Origin of the sequence: Streptomyces mayonensis (assembly GCF_018982965.1) — a bacterium.
Lineage (GTDB): Bacteria > Actinomycetota > Actinomycetes > Streptomycetales > Streptomycetaceae > Streptomyces > Streptomyces mayonensis.
Genome location: NZ_JACBYP010000078.1, coordinates 23,776 through 40,151 on the forward strand (window position 1 = coordinate 23,776; position 16,376 = coordinate 40,151).

At 68.5% G+C, this 16,376-nt stretch carries 16 protein-coding genes; 5 read left to right on the forward strand and 11 right to left on the reverse strand.

All coding sequences use genetic code 11. The features are described 5' to 3' along the window. The first annotated feature begins 58 nt into the window (after nucleotides 1-58). On the forward strand, nucleotides 59-343 hold the full coding sequence (locus tag HZS56_RS25535; protein WP_108990558.1) for a hypothetical protein: 285 nt from the start codon (nucleotides 59-61) through the stop codon (nucleotides 341-343). A gap of 413 nt (nucleotides 344-756) precedes the next feature. On the opposite strand, the gene HZS56_RS25540 is transcribed toward HZS56_RS25535, so the two are convergent. Both HZS56_RS25540 and HZS56_RS25545 read right to left on the reverse strand, forming a co-directional pair. Beyond that, nucleotides 757-2,004 carry an MFS transporter gene (locus tag HZS56_RS25540; protein ID WP_108990557.1) on the reverse strand — a complete coding sequence of 416 codons (1,248 nt, stop codon included), beginning with the start codon at nucleotides 2,002-2,004 and terminating at the stop codon, nucleotides 757-759. Further along, nucleotides 2,001-3,137, reverse strand: a complete 1,137-nt coding sequence (locus HZS56_RS25545) for a PLP-dependent cysteine synthase family protein (RefSeq protein ID WP_174855477.1) — start codon at nucleotides 3,135-3,137, stop codon at nucleotides 2,001-2,003. The genes HZS56_RS25540 and HZS56_RS25545 overlap by 4 nt, the downstream gene beginning before the upstream one ends. Before the next feature lie 938 nt (nucleotides 3,138-4,075). Between HZS56_RS25545 and HZS56_RS25550 the strand changes: the two genes are divergently transcribed. Then, nucleotides 4,076-4,573: a hypothetical protein gene (locus tag HZS56_RS25550; RefSeq protein ID WP_244942242.1), complete on the forward strand. Its 498-nt coding sequence runs from the start codon at nucleotides 4,076-4,078 to the stop codon at nucleotides 4,571-4,573. A 628-nt stretch (nucleotides 4,574-5,201) separates the two neighbouring features. Further along, nucleotides 5,202-5,600, forward strand: coding sequence for a heavy metal-responsive transcriptional regulator (locus HZS56_RS25555; RefSeq protein WP_108990555.1), 399 nt, complete (start codon nucleotides 5,202-5,204; stop codon nucleotides 5,598-5,600). A 568-nt stretch (nucleotides 5,601-6,168) separates the two neighbouring features. Here the strand turns inward: HZS56_RS25555 and HZS56_RS38460 are convergent. From HZS56_RS38460 to HZS56_RS25595, 8 genes are all read right to left on the reverse strand, one after another. Next, the gene (locus tag HZS56_RS38460) at nucleotides 6,169-6,576 is read right to left on the reverse strand and encodes a hypothetical protein (RefSeq protein WP_244942241.1); all 408 of its coding nucleotides are present in this window, start codon (nucleotides 6,574-6,576) and stop codon (nucleotides 6,169-6,171) included. Nucleotides 6,577-6,585: 9 nt separating this feature from the next. Beyond that, nucleotides 6,586-7,209: a hypothetical protein gene (locus HZS56_RS25565; RefSeq protein WP_216723127.1), complete on the reverse strand. Its 624-nt coding sequence runs from the start codon at nucleotides 7,207-7,209 to the stop codon at nucleotides 6,586-6,588. 144 nt (nucleotides 7,210-7,353) lie between these two features. Continuing rightward, nucleotides 7,354-7,821, reverse strand: coding sequence for a DUF3093 domain-containing protein (locus HZS56_RS25570; RefSeq protein ID WP_108990625.1), 468 nt, complete (start codon nucleotides 7,819-7,821; stop codon nucleotides 7,354-7,356). Nucleotides 7,822-7,853: 32 nt separating this feature from the next. Continuing rightward, on the reverse strand, nucleotides 7,854-8,378 hold the full coding sequence (locus tag HZS56_RS25575) for a carbonic anhydrase (protein WP_108990553.1): 525 nt from the start codon (nucleotides 8,376-8,378) through the stop codon (nucleotides 7,854-7,856). A gap of 20 nt (nucleotides 8,379-8,398) precedes the next feature. Beyond that, on the reverse strand, nucleotides 8,399-9,064 hold the full coding sequence (locus HZS56_RS25580) for a DsbA family protein (protein WP_108990552.1): 666 nt from the start codon (nucleotides 9,062-9,064) through the stop codon (nucleotides 8,399-8,401). Continuing rightward, nucleotides 9,061-11,154: a bifunctional copper resistance protein CopD/cytochrome c oxidase assembly protein gene (locus HZS56_RS25585; protein ID WP_108990551.1), complete on the reverse strand. Its 2,094-nt coding sequence runs from the start codon at nucleotides 11,152-11,154 to the stop codon at nucleotides 9,061-9,063. Before HZS56_RS25585 ends, HZS56_RS25580 begins: the two co-directional genes overlap by 4 nt. Further along, nucleotides 11,144-11,671, reverse strand: coding sequence for a copper resistance CopC family protein (locus HZS56_RS25590; RefSeq protein ID WP_159107045.1), 528 nt, complete (start codon nucleotides 11,669-11,671; stop codon nucleotides 11,144-11,146). The genes HZS56_RS25585 and HZS56_RS25590 overlap by 11 nt, the downstream gene beginning before the upstream one ends. 157 nt (nucleotides 11,672-11,828) lie before the next feature. Next, on the reverse strand, nucleotides 11,829-12,500 hold the full coding sequence (locus HZS56_RS25595) for a hypothetical protein (protein WP_108990549.1): 672 nt from the start codon (nucleotides 12,498-12,500) through the stop codon (nucleotides 11,829-11,831). Nucleotides 12,501-12,773: 273 nt separating this feature from the next. Here HZS56_RS25595 and HZS56_RS25600 point away from each other — a divergent pair, with 273 nt between their 5' ends. Continuing rightward, entirely contained in the window at nucleotides 12,774-13,688 is a 915-nt protein-coding gene (locus HZS56_RS25600; RefSeq protein WP_108990548.1) for a cation diffusion facilitator family transporter, read from the forward strand. Nucleotides 13,689-13,812: 124 nt separating this feature from the next. Here the strand turns inward: HZS56_RS25600 and HZS56_RS25605 are convergent, their stop codons facing one another. Further along, complete coding sequence (locus HZS56_RS25605; protein ID WP_108990547.1) at nucleotides 13,813-14,460, reverse strand: thioredoxin-like domain-containing protein; 648 nt, start codon at nucleotides 14,458-14,460, stop codon at nucleotides 13,813-13,815. A gap of 1,549 nt (nucleotides 14,461-16,009) precedes the next feature. Here HZS56_RS25605 and HZS56_RS39130 point away from each other — a divergent pair. Further along, nucleotides 16,010-16,186, forward strand: coding sequence for a helix-turn-helix domain-containing protein (locus HZS56_RS39130; protein ID WP_365890000.1), 177 nt, complete (start codon nucleotides 16,010-16,012; stop codon nucleotides 16,184-16,186). Nucleotides 16,187-16,376: the final 190 nt, after the last annotated feature.

Consider the following 16,376-nt stretch of genomic DNA (forward strand, 5'->3'; position numbering starts at 1 on the left):
CGGTTCACCGGGGGCATACCCCTAGGGGGTAGGTGTAGCGAACATAGGAGTGGGGGGTATGCCTGTCAAGCGAACCGCCCGGCCGTCAAGGTGGCCGACCTCAGCCGAAATTGAGGTCCTGGGCGAGGCAGATCCAGAATTCGCCCTCCAGGGCGTGCACCGTCCGGGCGCAGCGCACGGCGGCCATAGGATCGTCACCGGCGGCAAGGCCGCTCTCCAGCGTCGCCGTGGCCTGGTCGAGAAGGGGCTGTGGTTCAGTGCGATGTCCACCATTCCGCCTGATGTCGACGGACCCGACGACACCGACGCCCCGTCTGGTTTGAGCGCCACCACTGCTTCCTGATGCGGCTATCCGCAGGGTTTCACGCAGTAGCCCTGGGGCGTCATCCGTCCAACAGCGTCCGTGACCTGCTGCAGATCTCCTCGAACGGCCTCTCCCAAAGCGATCTATGCGACATGGTGCTCTCTTCGAAGCCGATGGGTCACAGGGGTACCCGTGCAGCCGCAGCCGTACGATGAGACGGCACCCACTGGCTAGGGTGCCGATCCAGGGGCAGGTCCCAGGTATCGGGCGATGACCAGGAAGGCGTCGAAACCGTCATCCCGGGACCAGACCGGCGGGCAGGTGCTCGGTGGCTGCAGTGATCACGACGACATGGGTGACCAGGCCGGTTGGGTTCGCGGCTGGGCCGAGATGTCGACGCCCCTCTTGGCGTTCGGCTCGGGTGCTTGAGCGCCCGAGCCTCGTGCTGGTCTTCAGGCGGTGGCGGGCTGTTGTCGTCGGGCGGACAGTTGTCCGGTGCGGGCCAGGGCAGCGATGGACGCGGCGCACGCGAGTCCCGTGGCAGCCAGGGCCATCCAGGTCAGCCAGAGGGCGCCATGCTCCTTCGCGAAGTCCCAGAGCGCCCCTGTGGCGAGGTTGCCGAGGGTGATGCCCAGACCGGAGACGGTGTTGTAAAGGCCGTAGTGGGTGGCGACCAGGTGATTGCCGGACAGGGTCACGACGGTGTCCATTTCGAAGGGGTACACCATTGCGCTGCCAACAGCGAGTAACGCTACCGTCGTTACCAGGGCTGCCCCGATGCCCACCGGCGCGCCTCCTGGGACGACGGCCAGGGGCAGGAAGGCCAGGCCCATAATCGCCAGTCCGCGTACCAGTGCCTCGTGCGCGCTCCACTTACGTTTGGCCCAGTCCGTGAGTCGCAGTTGGCCCATGACGGCGACGGCGGCAGAGACGACGAAGAGGCCACTGGTGACTGCCTTGGCATTGGTGCCCAGTGCATCCGAGGCGGCCAGAGGAAGGGCCAGGTACACCTGGAAGGTCAGGACATACGAGCCGATCATGGCTACCGCGAAGAGGAGGAAGGGGCGGTTGGCGGCAACCGTGCGCCACTGGGTCAGCACGCTGTCCTGGCCGCCCGAAGCAGTTCCCTGGCGCGCAGGCAGGGCTCGCCATTGCAGCAGAGTCAGGACGGCGAAGATGGCGGCGGCGACGGTACAGACGAGCCGGAAGTTGGCGGCCAGGAGGGCGAGACCGACCAGGGGGCCGAGAAGCATGCCGGCCTGGTAGTAGACGTTGAAGGTGGCGAAGGCTTCCACGCGCCGATCGCCAGCTTCGGCAGCGAGGTAAGCGCGGACCGCCGGGTTGAACAGAGCGCCGGCGAAGCCGGTGGCCGCCGAGGCGGCGATCAGGGCGGGCAGGTTGTCGACCCACCCAAGCAGACCGAAGCCGGCTGTGCGCAAGAGGCAGCCCGCCATGATCGGCGCCTTGTAGCCGAGGCGGTCTGCGAGGGTGCCCCCGATGAGGAACATGCCTTGCTGGGAGAAGTTGCGCACGCCCAGGACGAGGCCGATCGCCCAGGCGGCGAGGCCGAGTTCCCCTGCGAGGTGTGCTGCGAGGTAGGGCATGAGCATGTAGAAGGCGAGGTTGATGGCGAACTGGTTGGCCATCAGGAGACGCGCGGCAGGTGGGAAGGAACGCGTCTGCTGCCACAGGTTCCTCACTGGACGGCCTCCGCCATTTCGAGACGGGCACCGGCGACGGGGTCGAGGACGCGTGTGCAGCGCGTCCAGCGGGTGACAACGCGCGCGGTGGGTTCGTCGATCTCGTCCGGCTCGTCTGCGGGGATCTGCCCCAGCAGGCCGTTCTCGCGTGCGTAGGCGTCGTTGAAGACGGTGCCGACGTAGCGTTGCGGGCCGTCAGGGAAGACGGTGACGACCCGTTCTTCGGCGGGAAGCGTGCGGGCGAGCCAGCGTGAGACGAGGGCTGTGGCGCCGACGCTCCAGCCCCCGGTGGCGTAGTGGTGGCGGGCAAGGCGCCGAGCGGCCCAGACGGCCTCGGCGGCGGCAACCCAGTGGACCTCGTCGAAGAGCTCGTAGGCGACGTTGCTCGGGTAGATGCTGCTGCCCAGACCGCGCATGAGTCGTGACGCGGCCGGTTGACCGAAGATCGTGGAGCCGGTGGTGTCGACCCCGACAACCCTCAGCTGGGGGAAAAAGCCGCGAAGGACGGACCCGATGCCAGCGGAGTGTCCGCCGGTGCCCACGGAGACGACGAGCGTGTCGATGCGGCCTAGCTGGGCGACTAGTTCGTGAGCCATCGGGGCATAGGCAGCCACGTTGTCGGGATTGTGGTACTGGTCGGGACACCAGGCATCGGGGTCAGCGGTGAGCAATAGTTCCACTCGGTCGCGTCGGGCCTGCTGCCAGCCGCCCTCCGGGTGTGGCGCGGTGACCAGGTCCACCTCGGCTCCATACGCCGTGAGCAGACCGGTCATCAGGGGCTCCATGCCCGGGTCGGTGACGACAGTAACCGGATGGCCGTACGTGGCACCGGCGAGCGCCAGGCCGAGGCCGAGCGTGCCCGACGTGGATTCGATGATGCGGGCGCCGGGGCGCAGCCGTCCGCGTTCCCGGGCGGTGCGGACCATGTACAGGGCGGTGCGGTCCTTGATGCCTCCGGGATTGTGGCCTTCGAGTTTGGCCCAAAAGCCTCGTCCTGCGGTGGTGAAGGGCTCCCCGATCCACAAAACGGGGGTGTCGCCGACGAGGCCACCGGGGGTGATCTGCGGATGCTTGGTGCCGGTGAGCAGTTGCGCCGGGCTGGTGAACGCGGGGGGATGCGTGCAGTGGTTCACGTGCTTCTCCTGCGGGCGGCCACGCGAGGACCGACCGGGTGCTGGGGGAACGGACGGACTTGGTCCGGCTGCCGCGCCTGCCAGGATGAGGCAGGTTCGGCTCGCCGGTCAGGACCGCCAGACGCCCAGACTTGCTCGTGTCTGCGCCGTGCTGAGAGTGCCGCTGTGCGAGGTGCTCACTCGAACGCATCGCGGTGCGGGCCGTGCCGGAACCGTGGTGCGCGCGGCCTGGTTCATCACATCCGCCTGCGAGGGGCGTTCGATGTCGCGCGGTGGCTGGACTGTCGGTTCGTCCGGCCCCACGCAGTGCCCGGTGCCGTCAGGGGCGGCAGGAGCCTGCACTCCGACGGAGCCTTGCGGCTGCCCGCTATCATGCGCGCAGCCGGCTGAGACGACAGGGACGGCGTCGACGCGCGGAGCAGACGTCGGGACCGGCCCGTGAGCGCAGCCCAGCACATGCATCAGTGCAGCCAGCAGTACCAGCAGCACTGCCCCGGTCCACACCGAGGAGCGTCTGCCGCGTGGCGGCTGACTGATCGACATGGACGCACAGTAAGCGGATGGACGCGTAAAGTTCTTGTGAGTGGATGGCCATCCGGGGGAGCCCTTCATCGGACGTCGGCGGGCTGACGTCGGCGGAAACCCGCGGCTACAAGCCTCAGGAGCTGACGAAAGCGCCCTGGGCCGGCTCTCAGGCGGATACGAAGGATCAGCAGATCGGGTGACGTGGGGCGCCTCACCGCGACCAGGACGGCCGACTGGCCGGGGTGAACACTCCGCGCGCCGCCCCTCTTCCCATGCGTCCACGAGCGAGGCGGCATTCATGCTGCGGTTTCGGAACGGGACGCCGCAGTGAACGGCAACCACTGTCCGCCCGTACCTCAAATGGACACCGGTCCTGCTGGTACCGGCGACCGTAGCCGAGACGGAGAATGCGCATGCTCCTGCCACAGCTTCGAGTACGCACCAGCCCTGCTGTGCCCACGACCTTCGCAGTGCCCGCCGTCGTTATGGCCGGGGCCTTGGCCCTCGTCCCCCTGGCCGCAGCCTGCGGCCGGGTCGAAGGCGCGGGCAGGCCATCGCAGACGTCGGTCCCGGCCGCGGCGGCCATGGCCCCAGCCAAGGTCGAGGTCATCGCCAATCTGACGGGCTGCGAGCCCAACATCCGCGTCGAGGCGACGGAGCTGCGTGAGGGGATCTGCCACACGGAGCAGGGCGAGTACCTCATCACCACCTTCCCGGAGGAGAAGTACAAGCGGACTTGGCTGGAAACCGCGAGGGTGTACGGCGGCACATACCTCGTTGGCTCTCGCTGGGTCGTCAGCGCTGAACCAAAGACGCTGGCGGCGCTACACAAGAGGATCGGTGGCGACGTCCAGCGGCTACAGTCATTCGGTTCCTCCCTCAGTGCGTCGTACCGGCAGCCCGGTCGGTGAGAAGATCCCTTGCAGCCAACTCAGCCCCCAACCTGTTCCCCCTGTTTCCGCCCGCGGATGTCTGAAGCGTCTCCGCACCGAGGTTGGCCTCGGTCGTGGTGAAGTGACCGAGGTTCTGCAGGTCCACCGGCAGGCCGCGCTCGTCAGGTGCGCGACGCCCGCTACCGGCCCGGCCCGCCACGTGCTAAGCACCCAGCGGTTGGGGCCTGCCGGTGTCCGACGTCCCGCCATCCGGCCCTGGTGCCCTCGCCCCGGCCAGGGCTCGGCGCAGGGCGTTCTCGTCCGGCACGCCGGACAGGGTGCCGTCGGATTTGTGGTAGAGGCGGCAGGACAGGCTCGGACCCGCTCCCGGCTGTGCGAAGGGGTCGTTGCCATCGATCAGGATCGTTGGCGACCCGTACATACCCCGCCGAGCAGCCTCGGTCTCGCTAGCGACCTCAACCAGCTCCAGCTCGGTGTCCAGTCCGTCCAGGACGGCAGTTATTCGTTCCAGCGCGGGCTGCGCGTTCGGGCAGTCTGCCACTGTCAAGACCGTGATCCGCACGAGATCCTCCCTTCAAAGGCTGCTTCCTATTGACCGACGCTAGACCTTCCAGCGCGCTGGAAGGTCAAGGGCTAGCCTGGAGGTATGCGTATCGGCGACCTTGCCGCCCGCACCGGGCTCACGACCAAGACTATCCGCTTCTACGAGGACAGCGGCCTGCTGCCCGCGCCACCGCGCACCCGAGGCGGATACCGCGATTACCCTGACCGCAGCGTCACCCGGCTCGCCTTCGTCCGTGACGCCCAGCGCGCCGGCCTCACGCTCGCCGAGATCCGCTCGATCCTCGCGATCCGCGACGACGGCCACGCCCCATGCACGCATGTCTCCAGCCTGATCCACGAGCACCTGGACGACATTGACAAGCGGATGGCCGAACTCAGCGCCACCCGGGAAGCCTTGCGCGCTCTCGCCGACCGCGCGACCACCACCGATCCAGCCGATTGCGGCCAGGCCGACATCTGCACCATCCTCAAGCGCATGTGAAAGGCGCCCGACCTCATTGCTGTCCAGCCTCCTGAGACGTTCTCGGCACGCCCCGGAAGGCAATCCGCCTCCCAGCCCCAAGTGAAGTGCTGCCTGCTCTCCTGGGAAGGCCAGTGTTCGTACCCGTGCCTCGACCGCATCTGGACGCGTAGTGCTGAGTTGGCCCCCATGCGGTGCTGCCCCGCCTCGCTGAGAGACGGGGCAACTGAATGGCCGTCAAGCAGCCGATGGCCCGCATATCGGGACGTGTCAGCCGCCCGTCGATGAGGCGCGACGGTTGACCAGCCACGTCGTTCCGCCCCCGAGCACTAGCACGGCTGCGATCACGCCGCCGATGATCCAACCAGTGGACGAGTCGTCTTCCTCCTCGGCGGCTTCCTCCGCAGTCTGCGGGGAGGCGTCGGCAGACGGTGTGGTGATGGCAGACGGGGTGGGGCTGGGGGTCGGAGTTGCGGAGGGACCAGGTGCGATCGGACTCGCGTTCGGTGCTGCGGGCTTCAGTGTGAGGAGCGGTGCAGGTTGTTCCGGCTCCTGGCCGTCCTTGGGCAGTTCTCCCCAGCGGGAGATCTCACCGTCGCGTCTCCACCGTCTTGAAGGCGAGCTCCTTGGCGTCCGGGAGCTGCCGGGCCTTGACCTCGTGCTCGGCGTCGACGCCGGCTTTGAGCGCGGGGCCCCCGACGGTGTAGCCGTCACTGGTGGGCTTGAGCTTCCAGCCCTTGGGTGCCGTGCCGAGTGTCACGTCACCGGGCACGATTCCCTTGGGCAGGACGACGCGGAGTTCGGTGAATCCGGCCGTGCCGGACTCGGCCTCGGACACAAAGCTGAGGGTGACGTTCTCTGCCAGTGCCTGCGGCTTGTCGGCCTCGACTTCGGCATGGGCGGCGGCGGGTCCGGCCAGCGTGAGCAGGGCGGCCATGGCGATCGTACCGACGAGCGCCGCCCGGCGGACCGTGCGGACAGTCCGGTAATGGGACATGCAGGACTCCTAGCTGATGATGCCGGGCTGCAGCCCGTGGCCGCAGCCCAGTGAGAGGACATTCGCTGGGGGCGAGACGTGTCCCGGCGGTCCTCTGCGCACCAGCACGTGATGCAAAAGGCGGGAGTTGGGCGCTGCAGGCAGCACGAAGCGGCTGACCGGGTGCGCGACGGATGGCGCCGTGACCGCAGTGATGCGGCGCCAAGGGACGAGCCAGCCCACGACGATGGTGGTGACGCGGCGCACGGTCCGAGCAGCGGCCAGAGCCCCTGAGACCGTGACATCCGCCCGGTGCAGCAACCAGCCGGCCAGCAGCGCGGCTGTCACGTGAGCCGCCGTCATCGCTGCCGACGCGTGATGCCAGGCATGACCGTCACGGGTGGCGGGGTGGACCACACCGGTCGACCGGCGTGCCTCAAGGCCGGTGTGGGCTGCAGTCGCGGCACCCGCCCACGTAAGAGCGAGATGCAGCGAGCCCTGGGCGGCGAGCGTGCACGCCAGGATCATGCTCAAGGGGAGCCGACGGCGGGCGGCCGGCCAGATGAGGCCGAACTGGACCAGCGTGAACGCGCTCACCAGACGCCAGGGGAAGGGCCCTTCGGCGACAGCGTGATGGCCCAGGGCAGCGAGCACCGTGCCAACTAGGGCGAACAGCCCGGCACGGACGCATGCTGTGGCATGCCCGCGACGCGCGCTCCTGTCGCGCTGGTCATCAGCCTGCGCTCCACGGTCAGCCGCCACGATCACCCGCCTCTTCCTAGCCTTGCTGTCTGCCTGTCACCGTGAGCTGCGGATCGCCTCCGCGAGTTCGTCCGGGCTGCGGGTGGAGAGATAGACGTACGGGGTCGGATCGTCCGGATCGACGACCTCGACGCGCACAGCGGTGACGATGTAGCTCCGCATCACCATGAACGCCCGCATGTTGGCCTTGTAGGTGCGCCAGGCGCGTGCTTCCTCCCCGGCGAGGACCTCAGGTTCGCCGAGGGCCGAGAGCGGAATGCGGGCCTCCCCGGCGACGAGCAGGCCGGCCACGACTCGGATGCGCATGGATCCCTGGCTGCTGACGTAGAAGCCGACCAAACCGGTACCGGCGACGAGGGCGGTCAGGGCGGGGATGATGCCGAAGGGAAGGAAGATCGCTGCCATGGAGAGGCCGAAGAGGAAGGCGATACCCCACCAGAGCCTGGGAGCTGTGAGGCGTTCGTCGTAGGCGGGTGCCTTGGGCGTGGTGGTCACTGCGGTCACCTTGTCGTATACGGATCGGTTGGTGGGCTGGTTCACAGGGGGAGGAAGGCGCTGGCCCGGGGCGCGTACTGGTGTACGGCGCCGGTGTCGGCCTCGTAGAACCAGGCGTGCAGCCGCAGGGAACGGTCGGCGAGCCGGGGAGCGACGCAGGGGTAGGCGGCGAGGTGGTCGAGTTGTGTCAGGGTGTGCCACTGCCCGGCCGCCGCGGGCCCGGCGGGGCCCGGGTTCCCGGCCACCGCGTCCTGGACGACGTTGCAGTGGGAGTGGCCGCACACGACGATGTCGGTGACTTCCAGATCGAGGACGGCGTGTTCGATGGTGAGGGATTCGCCGGTTGGCTCCTCGGCTTCGAACGGTGGGATGCGCCCGCCGTAGGTCCGCAGCTCGAACAGGTCACCGGGCCGGCTGTCGGTGATCAGGGCGGGGACGATCCGGGCGTCGGAACAGGAGACGAACATCGCACGTGGGCGGTGTTCCTGGCGGTGGAGCCCGAGGTCGATGCCGTGCGCCGTCGCGCGGGCCCGGAAGACGCGGGCTTGGTCGATGAGGTACTGCATGGCTGGTCCTCCGTGCCCGGTCAGCCGGAGAGCCGGTCGTCGATGAGGGCCTTGAACTGCTCGTAGGACCGCGGTGTGTCGATCATCTGGCCGTCGACGAAGAAGGTGGGCGTGCCCCGGACACCCAGCCCCAGTCCGTCACGCTGGTCCGTTTCGACGCGTCCGGCGACTTCCGGGTCGGCGAGGGCCGCGTCGAACCGGGCCATGTCCAAGCCGAGTTCCTTGGCGTAGCCGCGGAAGACGTCCTGCTTCCACTCCTGCGATTCGCCCCACTGCTTCTGGGTGGTGAACAACTTGGTGTACATCTGCTCGAACTTTCCCTGCTGGGCGGCGGCTTCAGCGGTCCGAGCCGCGAGTTCGCCGTTGCGGTGACCGGGCATGGGGAAGTAGCGGGCGATGAAGGTGACCCGGTCGCCGTACTCCTCGCGGAGTTTCTCCACCATCGGGTAGGCGGCCCCGCATGCCTCGCACTCGAAGTCGAGAAATTCCACGACGGTCAGTTCGCTCTTCGCCGGTTGGGTGAGGCGATGGCTGTTGTCCCGTACGGGCATGGCCTGGGCGGCAGGCACGTCCAGGCCGCCGCTGTTCCTGTCCTCGGGGGCGAGTAGCAGGTAGGAGCCGAGGGCTGCTGCGAATCCGGCCACGATCACCGCGGCGACGATCAGGTGCTTCTTGAGTCTGGTCATGATTCCTCACGGGGAGCGTTGTCGGCCGGGCCGGTTGTCGTCGTTGGCGGATGGGCACCGTGCGGCGTGGGCACGGCGGGTGCTGGGCGGTGGTCGCGGGCCCGTAGCCCGGCCAGGTAGGCGTTGTAGGCGGCGAGTGGGTCGCCGGCGCCGCCGCGGTCGATCTGCCGGTCGACGCGCCGGGCCTCGCGGCCGTCGGACCGGATCCATTGGACGGCCAGCACGATGGTGGTGATCAGTACCGGGATGTCGCCGGTGGCCCAGGCGATCGCGCCGGCGTTGTACTGGTCGTCCATGGGGTACTCGACCCAGGGCCGATCGAGCATGGACCACCAGCCTTCGCCGATCAGCGCGGTGGAACTCATCAGCGAGATGCTGAACCAGGAGTGGAACGGCATCGTCAGGACGATCACGAACAGTTTGCCCAGGTAGGGCGGGCGACGTGGGCCCGGGTCGATGCCGATGATCACCCAGAAGAACAGCAAACCCACGGCCAGGAAGTGCACCAGCATGAACATGTGACCGAGGTGACTGCGCATCAGGGTCTCGAACAGCGAGGTGTAGTAGACGGCGAAGGCGCTGAAGATGAACAGCACGCTCGCCACCACCGGGTGGGAGACCACCTTCACGTAGCGGCTGTGCAGCAGCTTGAGCAGCATCTCCCGCGGACCGTCCGGCTCGCCCTTCGGCACGGCCGGCAGCGCACGCAGGGCCAGGGTTGCCGGCGCCCCGAGGACGAGCAGCAGGGGCACGGTCATCGCGAGGATCATGTGCTGGCCCATGTGGACGCTGAACAGCACCTTGCCGTAGACGCCCAGCCCGCTCATCGTGGCGATGACGGCCACCGCGAGACCCAACAGCCATGCGACGGTGCGCCCCACCGGCCAGCTGTCGCCGCGGGCCCGCAGCTTGCGCACCCCTGCCAGGTACAGCAGTGCGGCGGCGGCGGTACCGAAGGCGAACAGCGGATCGAAGTGCCACTGGGTGAACAGCGGCGTCCAGGGGAAGTCGCCCAGGGGCGGCGGCATCGGGAAGCCGAGCAACTCCTCGCTGGAAGACAGGGAGGCGCCGTCGGCGCCGGGTGCCGGCGTGCGCGACAGGCCCACGGCGAGCCCCATGGCCGCGGCCATGAGCAGCAGCTCGCCGGCCGCGAGCCGCACGAACGCCCTTCTCCGGCCGTTCTGCAGAGCGGGCAGGGTGCGTCGGCGGTGCCACAGACCGATACCGCCCAGGCCGGCGAGAGCCACGGTCTTCACCAGGATCATCGCCCCGTACCTGCTGCTGAACACGTCCGTGAGGGACGGCAGCCGCACCGCTGCGTTGACGATTCCGCTCGCGGCGACCGCCAGCAGCGACCAGCCCGCGAGCGGACTGAAGCGCCGGGCGGCGTCCGCCGCCCTGTCCTCACGGCGGGTCGCGGCGACCAGGACGAACACCAGTCCGCCCACCCACACGGCCACGCCGACGAGGTGCAATGCCAGGCTGGTGACGGCCGCGTCGTGGTTCCCGGCCGCCGAGGAGTGGCCCGTGAACGCGGGCGGCAGCAGGCCGGCGACGGCGAGCAGGAGTGCCAGGCGGGCCCAGCGGGCGGTGCCGACGCCGACGCACATCGTGGCGATCGTCCCCGCCGCGGCGGCCGACAGCGCGTACGCCCGGCCCTGGGCGTCGGTGCTGACGAAGTCCGCCACGATCGCGGGCGAGACAACCGTGCCGACGGGCTGGGCGAACAGATCGGACAGGGTGAACACCAGCGTCACCGCCGACGCCGCCGTCCATACCGCTGCGGCGCACGCCGCCCAGAGCAGGTAGCGCAGCTGTACGGCGCTGAGTGCTCTGCCGCCCGGGAGCAGGACCACGACGAGGAGCAGGGCGCCGACCGTGGCGACCGCCGCCGCGTCGGAGACGGCCCGTGCGGTCGGCAGACCCCAGGTCGTCAGTGCCCCGGCGTCCTCGATGCCGGGGACGTCGGCCGCAGTGCCGCCGCCTGCCCACACGGCGGCGAGTGCGACGGCGAGGCAGGCACCGGTCGACGCTGCCAAGATCATGGGCAGCCGCCGCCCGGCCGGGGCGATCCGGGTGTCAGTCGCCACGGCGGGACCGCCTGCGTCGCGTCGCGAACACGCTCGCGGCGCCGACCGCCACGACCAAGGCGCCGGTTCCGCCGACCAAGAGCACGGTCGCACCGGAACCCCCACCGTCGGATTCGTTCGCGGCAGCAGCCTTCGGGGACTCGGGGGCCGGGGCAGGGGCCGGCACCTGCGGGCTGGCAGAACGTGCCGCCGCCGTCCTGCCCTTCACCGTGAACGTGTACGAGCCGGATACAGGATGTCCGTCTGCGGACACCACGCGGTATCCCACGGTGTAGCGGCCGGACGGCGCGGTGCTGTTCAAGGCGAGTGTGACCTGCTGCCCCGAGACCTGCGGCTCGCCCTGGGCGGCCGATGTGCCGTCCGCCGTGGTCACAGCGACCTTGGCGTACTTCTCGGTCATCGGGTCACTGAAGGTCAGGGTGACGCGCGGCGGCAGCCCGGCCAGTGTCGCGTTGGCGCCGGGGCTGCTGGACTCCAGGTCGGTGTGGGCGGCGGCCTGCGGTGCGGTCGCGGCCAAGACTGTCAGGGCAGCGGGTACGACGAGTGTGCGTGCCGCCGAGCGGGCGGCACGCCGGGGTGCGACGTGCATGATGCGGGACTCTCTGTGTCCCCCGGCAGGGCGCCGGGACGGAAGGGACCGGCGCGCCGAAGAAGTCCCTTCCGTGTGCCCGTCGTCAGGCTGGGCAGGGACCGCCGGTCGGCAGGGGCCGGAAAAGGGCGGTGGTGACACGCGCGGGCTGCGGCGGCGCCCGACCATCGTGCAGCCGCACCAGCAGCACGGACCTCAGCGGCGTCGCGGTCTCGCGGACGGCGCTCTCCGGTCCCGTACCGTGCGCGCGGCCCAGCAGAGGCCATACGAACAGCAACAGTCGGCGTACGGCCGTCAGCAGTGGCTTGCCCTGCCACAGCAGGCGCTCGGTCACACCGAGCAGCCGCGCGGCGAGCAGGACCGTCACCAGATGCCCGGCGAGCAGCACTCCGGTGGGCGGTCCGGCCACGGCATCGTGCTCGGTCAGACCCGGCAGACCGCCGGGTGCTCCGTCTGTCCCGGCCATCGCGGCGCAGGCGCCCGGCAGCGAGTAGACGACGTGGTAGGCCAGCTGTGCCGCCGCGAGCACCGCGAGCAGCTCGGTGTCCGTGAGCCGGCGGCGGGTCAGGACGACTGCTCCGGGTGTCGCCACGGCTGCTGTCGCCGCGACCACGAGCCACCGCGGGGTGTGCCCCTGGGACAGCACATGTCCGGCCAGCGGCAACAGCACGCACAGGACCGCCAGCGCACTGGCCCGGATACCGCGCAGTACGCCGGCCGCCGGCGATGCGGCGGTACCTGTCGTGTGCGGTCGCATGAGCTCGAACTTTCGGTCGGTCCGGTGCGGGATCGGAACCTGCGTGGCGCACAGGTCGCGTCATCGTGTGCTTGGGCAGCGTACCCACTTGGCGTTCCACAGCAGGCCGCCGGGTGGTGCTTCTATGCCCCAGTACGCGGTCGAGACGTTTACCCAGGTCAGAGGCTCGTTACCGGAGATGACAACGGTCACCGATGCAGCCTTTGCCCCTTTCATCCCCGCTGTGCTTCGCTGTCGTCGACGGTCACCGGAACAGGGGAGGGACGGGAAGTCATGGGTGGACACAGCCACAGCCACAGTCACGTCGACGCTCACGCGGGAGGCCGGCACCGTTGGCGCCTCGGGATGTCGTTCGCCCTGGTCGGCTCCTACTTCGGCATCGAACTGGTCTACGGACTCCTGTCCGGCTCACTGGCCCTGCTCTCGGACGCCGGCCACATGGCCGCCGACGTAGTCGCCCTCGGCGCGGCGCTGGTCGCCACCCGCATAGCCACCCGGCCCGACACCACCGGCCGCCGCACCTACGGCTCCTACCGCGCGGAAGTGTTCGCCTCCCTGCTGTCGGTGCTGCTGATGCTCGGCGTGTCGGTTTACGTCGTCACCGAAGCCGTCGGCCGCATCGGCGGTGACGCCGAGATCTCCTCCGGCCCCATGCTCGTCGTGGGCGCGATCGGTCTGGCCGTGAACATGGTCGCCTTGTTGCTGCTGCGGTCCGGCGCCTCGGAGAGCCTCAACGTCAAGGGCGCCTACCTCGAAGTCCTCGCCGACACCGCAGGTTCGGTCGGCGTGATCGTGGCCGGCGCGCTGGTGGCTGCCACGGGCCAGCCGTTGTGGGACACCCTCGTTGCCCTCGCGATCGGCGTGTTCGTGGCGCTGCGTGCCATTGCCCTGGGACGAGAGGTCTTCGCCGTCCTCGGCCAGCACGCGCCGGCGGGTGTGGAGCCGGCAGCGGTCGCCGACGACCTGGCGGCGGTCGAGGGCGTCAAGGATGTCCACGACCTGCACCTGTGGACGCTCACCTCCGGTATGAACGTGGCCACGGCACATCTGGTCACGGCCGGCTCCGCCGACGGCCACGCGGTACTGGACCAAGCCCGCGATCTGCTCCGCGACCTGCACGGCGTCGCGCACGCCACCCTGCAGGTGGAACCCGCCGAACACGCCGGCTGCGACCGCGTCGGCTGGTAGCCGGTCCCGAAGAGCTCCGGCAGGGGCCCGGCCCTGGTGCCAATCCCAGAGCTGGGCCCCTGCGATCAGGCGCGGGACGCGGCGTTTGCCCGCCTCGCTGGTTGTGGCCTCTTCCGCTTCTCGCTCACGCGGAGACACCGCCCGTGCAGGCGGCCCCCGGCTCGGGAGTCTGCTGCCCCTGCACGTACTTGTCGAGGAACTTCTCGATCCGCCCGTCCGACGCGGAATCCACGTTCAGTTGCTTCCCCCAGGCGGACAGGGTGATCGCCGACAACTGGTCGGCGTAGGGGCTCATCAGCGTGTAAGGCGTCTTCTGCACCTTCGACTTGAGAGCGTTGACGTCCTTGCCCGCAGCCTTGTCGCTATAGGTGATCCAGACCGCGCCGTGCTCAAGGGAATGGACAGCGTTGGTCTCGTCAATCTCCTGCTCGTACACGTCACCGTTGCAGTTCATCCAAGCGGGATTGTGGTCCCCGCCGGCCGCCGGGGACATCTTGTAGTCGACCGGGGTGGTGACGTGGTTGCGGCCGAGGTCCTCGAAGGACTTCTCGCCCTTGACCGGGGAAGCCGCCGCCTGCTTCTTCGCTTCGTTTTGAGATGCAGTCCGGTCCATGAGGTACCAGCTGCCGGCGACGGCACCGGAGACGATCACCAGGCTGGCAGTCCAGGCGATGATCTTGTTGCGACGCTCCCGCGCCGCTTGGACGCGACGTATCTCCTCTATCTTCTCGCGTCGGGCGGCACGCTGAACTTTTGCTCGGGAAGATCCCATGACAGGTCCTTGTCCCCGCCGAGCGTCAAGGCATCGGCGGTGGTACGGCTGGCGGTCGGTTGCCTACCCGGGTGCGGCACGCGGGCGGGAGAAGGCGGCGCAACGCAGCCGTGCGAACGCGCGGCTGCACAGCATGCCGCTTCTAGATCCGCTGGACCTGGAGTTGATGTATGCCGGGCACTCGGGGGTGACGGGCCGGGTTGCCGGGGGCGGACTGCCGGTGAGGCCGCCACACGGCGGCCCCGTCGGCAGTCTCCGCGGAGGGCACCGGGACTGAAGGAGTGGCCAAAGCAGCCCCGGTGGCGGGACGGCAGTGCGTGTCACCCGGCTCGTGTCGCATGTCAGGGCACGTGTGCAAGGTGAGAGGAGCAGTAGCGGCGGCGGCAGGCGTTACTGCGGTCGCCGCCGAGGCTCTGGTTGCCGCAGCGGAGTCGAACGAGGCGTGCGTGCAGACCGGGAGGACCCAGACCAAGACTGCGAGCAGAGCGGCACAGCGCAGTACAAATAGCGGCATCGCCCTTCGGGCGACGCCGTCTCGTCTTGTCCGCGGACGTTCCATCGCAGCAGATCGTAGCCAACTATGGGACCACCGGCGGGCTGAGGACGGATCTTACCGGAGACCCATTTGCGCTCCGCTGCGCTGTTGTAACTGCTGCGGCCATGGAGCGAGATCTGAATCGGCAGGGCCCGGCGCTGCTGGGAGTGGCGGGCCTTTGCCGACAGCGTCGCTTGGGAAGCGGCCTGGGGCGCCGGATGGTCGCACAGGTTGCATCCGTGGTGGGTGAAGCTCGGCTGCTTGCGGGCCGTGGTTCGGGACCGCAGGACTGCGGCGGCGGCCGCACATCCGGGAGGCGCATCCCGTGGTGTCAATAGCCAGCCGACGGGAGCGTCGGTGCTGGGTTGCCGGACTCGAGTCCCGGTCTGATGTCCACGCTCTGAAGGTGGCCAGCGCCGAGGCCGGTTCAGTATTCCTTGAGGTATGCGGTGGGCGTACACCAGCCCCTCCTTGACTGTGTCGAGGGAGAGTCGGGCAGTCGAAGACATCGGCGGCGTTGGTCGCTCCGACGACGGCTCGTCTTCCTGAGCAGCCAAGTTGTAGGTCATACCCAGACGCACCAAACATTTGAAAGCACCGGAGCCAACCAGGACCCGGCTCCGCAACCAAGCGAACCAGTGTGATCGTTTCGAGGCGCAGTCCCGGACCACATCTCTTGGCGGGGTCGATGTCGTTGCCGCCCTCCAACCCCGCGGCTCTCGTCAAGCCCGATCTCCAGCCGAGTTGAGTCCCGCCACTCCTGTGCGTGGCTCGGGTTGACGGGCTTCCTCGCGAGTTCGAACCGCTAGCCGAGGACCACTGGAGGCGTTCATGGCGAGCGCAACATAGCCGACGATTGCCGGTTGGGCAAACCGGCGACCTTGCGGAGTATTGGTTGTAACGCCTGGGGGCCAGTCAGACATCGGATCCCAAGCGTGGCATTTCGAAGCAGCATGGTGCGGCTACGGAGCATAGTTTTAAAAGGGAGATTTTCGGGTGGTGACTGTTCATTTTATGGATGTCAAGGAAACTGCCGAGTATTTGAACGTGTCCATCTCCTGGCTGTACAAAAATTCCGCCCGGTCGGGATTGGTGATGTACAAGTTTGGTGCGGGAGCGAACGCCAAAATCCGATTCAAAGTGTCAGAGGTCGAAGCCTGGGTGAGGCAGCAACGAATATTGGGTTGTTGAAGCGAACTCCGATCCCCGGTCAGCCCGATACTGGCGCTAATGCCGCGGATCGAAATACGCCGAACCGTGTGGAAATTACTAGCTGTACAGGATGTGACAGTGTGGCGGGTTCGTTGGTTCGTGGGATGGGTTCGTTTTTCAAGGAGTGTGAGCATCCGCGGTCGCGGTGGTCGAAGTGTCCGCACGCGTA